Consider the following 5,472-nt stretch of genomic DNA (forward strand, 5'->3'; position numbering starts at 1 on the left):
CGGTGAGAATCCGCTGCATCAGATTGAATTGCAGCCCCGCCACGCCCGGCATGCCGCCCAGCTTGCCGCGCAGCAGCGCCTCCTCGGTCGGGCAGTCCATCGCCTCGATGCGAAAGCGCGCGGTGCGGGCGCCGGCCGGCGCCGCGGTTTCCGTCGGCGCGCCAGGCATCGCGATGGCGCCGCAGGCGCTGCCGCAGCAGGAGGAAGTCAGGGAGGCGGAGGTGGCCGGGGCGGCGTGGCGATGATCGCTGCCGCCCTCATGGTGGTGCCCATGATCGTGGCCGTGGTCATGGACGTGATCATGGACGTGATCATGGACGTGGTCAGGGCCGTGATCATGATCGTGGCCGTGGGTGTGGCCCTCGGCTGGCGCGGGGCCGCCGCAGGCGCCTGCTTTCGCGTCGCAGCAGGGGGCGGCGCTGGTGGACGGACTGGAGGAGGAACTGGTGGAGGATGGGTCTTCCGGCGAGAGTCTGGCCATCGAAGGTTCCGTGGGCTGTGGCATCGGTGGCATTGAATAGCCTGTAGCCGCTACAGGGTCAAGCCACCCTACCTCCGGCGCGGTCATTTTCTGAAGTCCGCGTCTGATGCCGCGCGTCCCCGCCTTTCGGCGCCCCTTGCCGCCCCTTGCCGCCCCTTGCCGCCCCTTGCCGCCCCTTGCCGCCTCGCGCCGCCTCGCGCCGCCTCTCGCCGACACTCGCCGCCTCTCGCCGCCTCAGTGCGTCACATTGACCATCCAGTTCAGCCCGAAGCGGTCCTGCAGCATGCCGAAGCCCTCGGACCAGAAGGTCTTCTGCATCGGCATCATCACGCGGCCGCCCTCGGACAGCGCGTCAAACCACTGGCGCGCCTGGTCCAGCGACGGCGCGACGATCGACAGGCTGAAGCCGGCGAAGGCCTCCGGCGGTGCGCCCGGCATGCCGTCCGACGCCAGGACCTCGCTCTGGCCGACGGTCACGCTCGCATGCATGATCTTGTCGTCCCAGCCGGCCGGCAGCGGCGGCTGGCCGTCGCCGGCTTCGCCTTCCACGGCCGGCATCTCGCTGAACCGCATCATCATGTTGACCTTGGCGCCGAGCGCCTTGCCGTAGAAGGCCAGCGCCTCCTCGCAGCGTCCGCCGAAATAGAGATAAGGCTGTATCTGCATGTCCGTCTCCTGGGTCGATCGTGTCGATGAAGGGTTGGCGGCGCCGGTGCCGTCGCGCTGGCGCCGCGTGCCTCGCGGCCATACCGCAAGGGCGCCGTCATTATGCGCCGCTGCACCGCAGGGACTCGCTGCCTTTCAGCTTTGTCATGTTGCCGTCAGGGTCGTGTTCGAGGGCCTGCGGGTACAATGCGGCCTGACCGTGCGGATGGCCGCCGCCGCAGTGCCTGCCGCGGACCTTCGACACGTCCTTGCCGTTTCTCCAACCCCTCCGACACCCGCCGATCCGCTCGTGAACCGTCTGCCGCAACGCCTCCTGCTGTCCGTCGCCCTGGCCATGGTGGCCCTGCCCTTGCCGGGACTCGCGGGCACGGCGAAGCCGACGTGCGGCACGGCGCAGGCGACCGCGGCCACGCCGCTGATGAGCCGGCACGCGGCGCTGAAGCTGCAGGCCGAAGCGCAGTTGCTGGGGCGCGAGCAGGCCGGCTGCACCGGGGCGGACAGCGAACGGGACACCGGCGACGATGCCGCCGAGGGGGAAGACCGCCACGCGTCGCATCCCGCCGCCGCCATGTGCCCGATCGCCGCCGTGCTGCCGGGGCGGGAACTGAGCCAGTATCGCCATATGCCGCCGCGCTCGCCGCTCGGCACGCTGGCGGGCGCGACGCCGGACTCGCTGTTGCTCCCCGCGCCGGCACGCTGCTGAGCGCTCCCGCCTTCGGCCGGCGCGCGCGTTCGGCGGCGTTGCAGCCGCCAGGGCACGCGGGGCACGCCGGGCTCAGAACGCGCTGACCACGTTCAGGAACCAGCCGCGGTGGCGGTACGACAGATCGGTCAGGTCGTCCGAGTAATCGGTGAAGTTGAAACCGACGCCGACCTTCGTGTTCTTGCCGACATGCCGATAGACCGCCGCCAGCACGCCGGCGCGCGCATCCTGCGCCTCGCGCGCCCACAGCCGGCGGAACTCCAGCACCGCGTCCCACTGATGCACCACGTGCCAGTCGGTGCGCAGCACCACCAGCTGGGCCGTGCTCGAGAACCACTCTCCCGCCGCCTTGGTCGGCTTCAGGCTGCCCCAGCGCAGGCCGTACTTCGCGCCCAGCGACAGCACCGGCATCACGTCCCAGATCGCATCGACCGACACCACCTGGCTCTTCTGCGAGTAATCGGCAACCACCGGATTGAACGAGCCGCTGCCCGGCGTGTACTGGCCCGGTGACGGCAGGTTGTAGAAGTAGGTGTATTTGAACAGCGCGTTCCAGCGGTTGTTGTCGACCGGCCGGTACGCGGCGCCGAGCACCGCCTCGGTGAAGTCGCCATCGAAGAACACACCCCGGCTCGACGAGCTGGCGGCCAGATTGAACTTGCCCAGCAGCCGCCACGCCGGCGTGGCCTGGTAGCCCACCGTGTTGCGGAACAGCCAGCTGTCCCGGTCACCCGAGACGTTGCTCTGCTCGCGGCGGAATTCCAGCATCGACGTCGCCTTCAGGCGGTCGTCCTTGTAGGCGACCGACGCGCCGGTGGTCCAGCGCTTGATGTCGCCGGCGAACAGGTCCGAGACGCGGCCGGCCTCGGCACGCAGGCCATAGGTCCACTTGTCGGTCGGCGCGTATTCGACGCCGAAGGCCTGCGTCAGGCTTTGCGGGCCGCTGCCGTAGGCGTAGCGCGCTTCGGTAAACAGCGCCACGGTGTCCGACATGCGGGTACGGCCGCCGCCCGTCAGCGATCCGAAGCGGCCGCGATAGCCGAGGTCGGGCTGCTCGGTCTCCATCGCGTACTGCAGATAGAGATTGCTGCGATCGTTGACGCGCCAGTCGCCCGACAGCTTGCCGCCGAAGCCGCCATCGCCTTGCGAGGCCTCGGCGCCGAGGCGCAGGCGGTCGCTGACCTGCCAGGTACCGCCGACCCCGGCGCGATCGTTGTCGCTGCGCGAGCCGGTGCGCTGGGCGGTCTGCTGCACATAGCCATAGGCGTCCCACGGCGGCGTGGCCGCGGGCGGCTTGCCAGGCTCGGTACCAGTGGCCGGCGGCACCGGTTCAGTCTCGGGCTTGTAGTCGACCCGCGCCACCACATCGGTGCGCCGGCCCTGCTGCGCCAGCCAGGCGCTCTGCACCAGCGGCGAGGCGGTACCGCGCTCGTCGCTGCGGGCGCCGATGCTGGCAGCCCACTGCTCGTTGAGCTGGTGCTTGACGCTGGCCTCGGCCGACGAGGTGTCCTGGCTGACGGCATCGCGCTTGTCGGCGCGGGCGATCACACGCGTGTCCTCTCCCACCGGCAGGTCGACGCGCGCGCCCTGCTGGCGCGTCGCCTCGCCGCCGAAGCCGATCTGACCGGGGCCGGAGAAGCCCTGCTCGCGGTTCTGCCAATAGGCGCTGACGCGGCCCCTGGCGTCGGGTACCAGGTCGCCGAGCTCGACCGCGCCCTCGACCCGCTGCGCATTGGCGGGATCGCCGGTGGACGCGTAGCCGGCGAAGGCGAAGCCGCCATCGAGCGACGCCTGCGTGCCCGCGCCCGTGCCGGTCGAGCGCGCGTTTTCGACCTTGATATAGGTGCCGGGCCGGTAGCGCAGCGTCGCGTCGACGCCGAACAGGCTCTGGCGCCCCTGCCCGCCGCCCTGGCGGTAGCCCGACACGCCGACCTGCAGATAGTCGTTGAACCAGTGCGATCCGCGCAGGCCATAGGCGAGCCCATCGACTTCGGTCATGCCGGGCACGTACTCGTAGGTCGCCACCAGGTAGACCGGATTGCCGGGCAGCGCACCGGTGCGCACGAGCATGCCCGAGCCGTCGGCCACCGCCGACAGCGGCGCGCGCAGCGTGACGCGGCCCTGCAGGTAGTTGATGTCATAGTCCCCGCCCGGCTGCAGCGGCGTGCGCTCGAGCACCAGGCCCGAGTCGCGGTCGCGCACTTCGATCCACAGCCGCTCCGAGCCCATCGTCACATCCTGCCGGCGCAGGTAGTACAGCGAGCCGCCGGTGCCGCGGAATTCCTCGCGCGACTGCAGCGTGCCGGGCTCGGCCGCGAACACGTTGACGCTCGACTGCCGCTCGCCGGCGGCGGTGCTGTCCTCCGAGCGCCACAGCAGGTTCGCGCCGTACAGTCCGCGCGAATACTGCGTCAGTTCGGTGCCGGTCCACGTGGTCTGGAAATTGCCCCACATCACGTGCGAATCGCCGCGCTCGAGCTTGACGAAGAACTTGCCCTGGGTCGGCGCGTCGTCGACGATGGTGGAGTCGTCGCCATAGACCGGATAGAACTGGTCCGGGTCGATCCGGCGCAGCAGATAGCGCGGATCCTTGCTGGCGAAGTTCGAGAACAGATCCGAGAACGGCTGCTCGCGCGTGTCGGCCGCCGCGGTCAGCAGGTATTCGCCCTTGATCTTGCCCTTCAGGTAGAAGGCGCCGCGGCCCTCGACCGAGGTGCGCTTGTCGTAGGTGTCCTTGCCGTCGACCGCGACCATGCTGGCCGGACCGGCCGTCGAATTGCGGCTCACGGTCAGGTCGCCCAGCGCGATATAGAACCAGTCGTTGTCGGCCACCACCAGGTTGCGCACGAAGGTGGTGCCGCCGCCGTTCGGATCGCTGACGGAGACGCGAACCTGCTGCGAGCCCGCGGCGACGATCTGGCGCGTGACGAAGGCGCCGTTGCGATCGACCGGCACGGCATCGCCCAGCGCATCGACGCGATAGCCCTTCGGAATCGCGGTGCCGTTGACGGTCACCGTGCCGCCCGCGACCGGGATGTTGCGCACGATGCGGCTGTTCTCGCCGTAGCCGGCCAGCCGTTCGCGCTCGGCGCTGTCGGCATCGGCGAAGCCGCGCACGCGGGCCAGCAGACGCAGCGGCTTGGCCGCGGTCTCGTCGAAGCGGCCGCGCTGGTCGTAGACCCGCAGCACGAAGCGCATCGACTCTGGCGCATCGACCGGCGGCTGCCACGCGATGTCGTCGGGGCGCGTGACCGGCACCACCGCATAGGGCGTCTCGTCGAGCGATTGGTCCGCGCGGAACACGCGGATTTCGCCGCGCGCGATCCAGGCCTTGTAGTTGGTCCAGCTGCGGAAATGCACGGTCTCGCCGCGCGCCACGTTCTCCGGCGACACCCAGGCGTTCAGCGCCGGCGTGACCTGCATCGGGTCGTAGCGGATCTGGATATCGGCGTTGGCCAGCGCCACGTCGACGCAGCGCTGCGCATCGGCCTCGCTGGTCGGCGCCGCGTCGATCGGCTTGCCATCGACGGTGACGCGGAACGGCGGCAGCGCGCCGTCGCCGCTCGCGGCGGGGCGGCAGCTGGCATCGTCGGCCCTGGCCGGCGCTGCCGCACGCGTCACG

General features: G+C 70.4%; 3 protein-coding genes. 1 reads left to right on the plus strand and 2 read right to left on the minus strand.

Annotated features, from left to right (window positions below; all coding sequences use genetic code 11):
• Positions 1-715: 715 nt before the first annotated feature.
• Positions 716-1,147 carry a VOC family metalloprotein YjdN gene (gene yjdN / locus B551_RS12930; protein ID WP_006579241.1) on the minus strand — a complete coding sequence of 144 codons (432 nt, stop codon included), beginning with the start codon at positions 1,145-1,147 and terminating at the stop codon, positions 716-718.
• On the opposite strand from yjdN, the gene B551_RS26110 reads away from it, so the two are divergent.
• Complete coding sequence (locus B551_RS26110) at positions 1,146-1,850, plus strand: hypothetical protein (RefSeq protein WP_156526589.1); 705 nt, start codon at positions 1,146-1,148, stop codon at positions 1,848-1,850. The two genes, yjdN and B551_RS26110, sit on opposite strands and share 2 nt — an antisense overlap.
• A 72-nt stretch (positions 1,851-1,922) precedes the next feature.
• Here the strand turns inward: B551_RS26110 and B551_RS26565 are convergent.
• Positions 1,923-5,472, minus strand: a 3,550-nt coding sequence (locus B551_RS26565; RefSeq protein ID WP_023264248.1) for a hypothetical protein, incomplete at its 5' end; no start/stop codon positions are given.

It is taken from the genome of Cupriavidus sp. HPC(L), from assembly GCF_000307735.3.
Lineage (GTDB): Bacteria > Pseudomonadota > Gammaproteobacteria > Burkholderiales > Burkholderiaceae > Cupriavidus.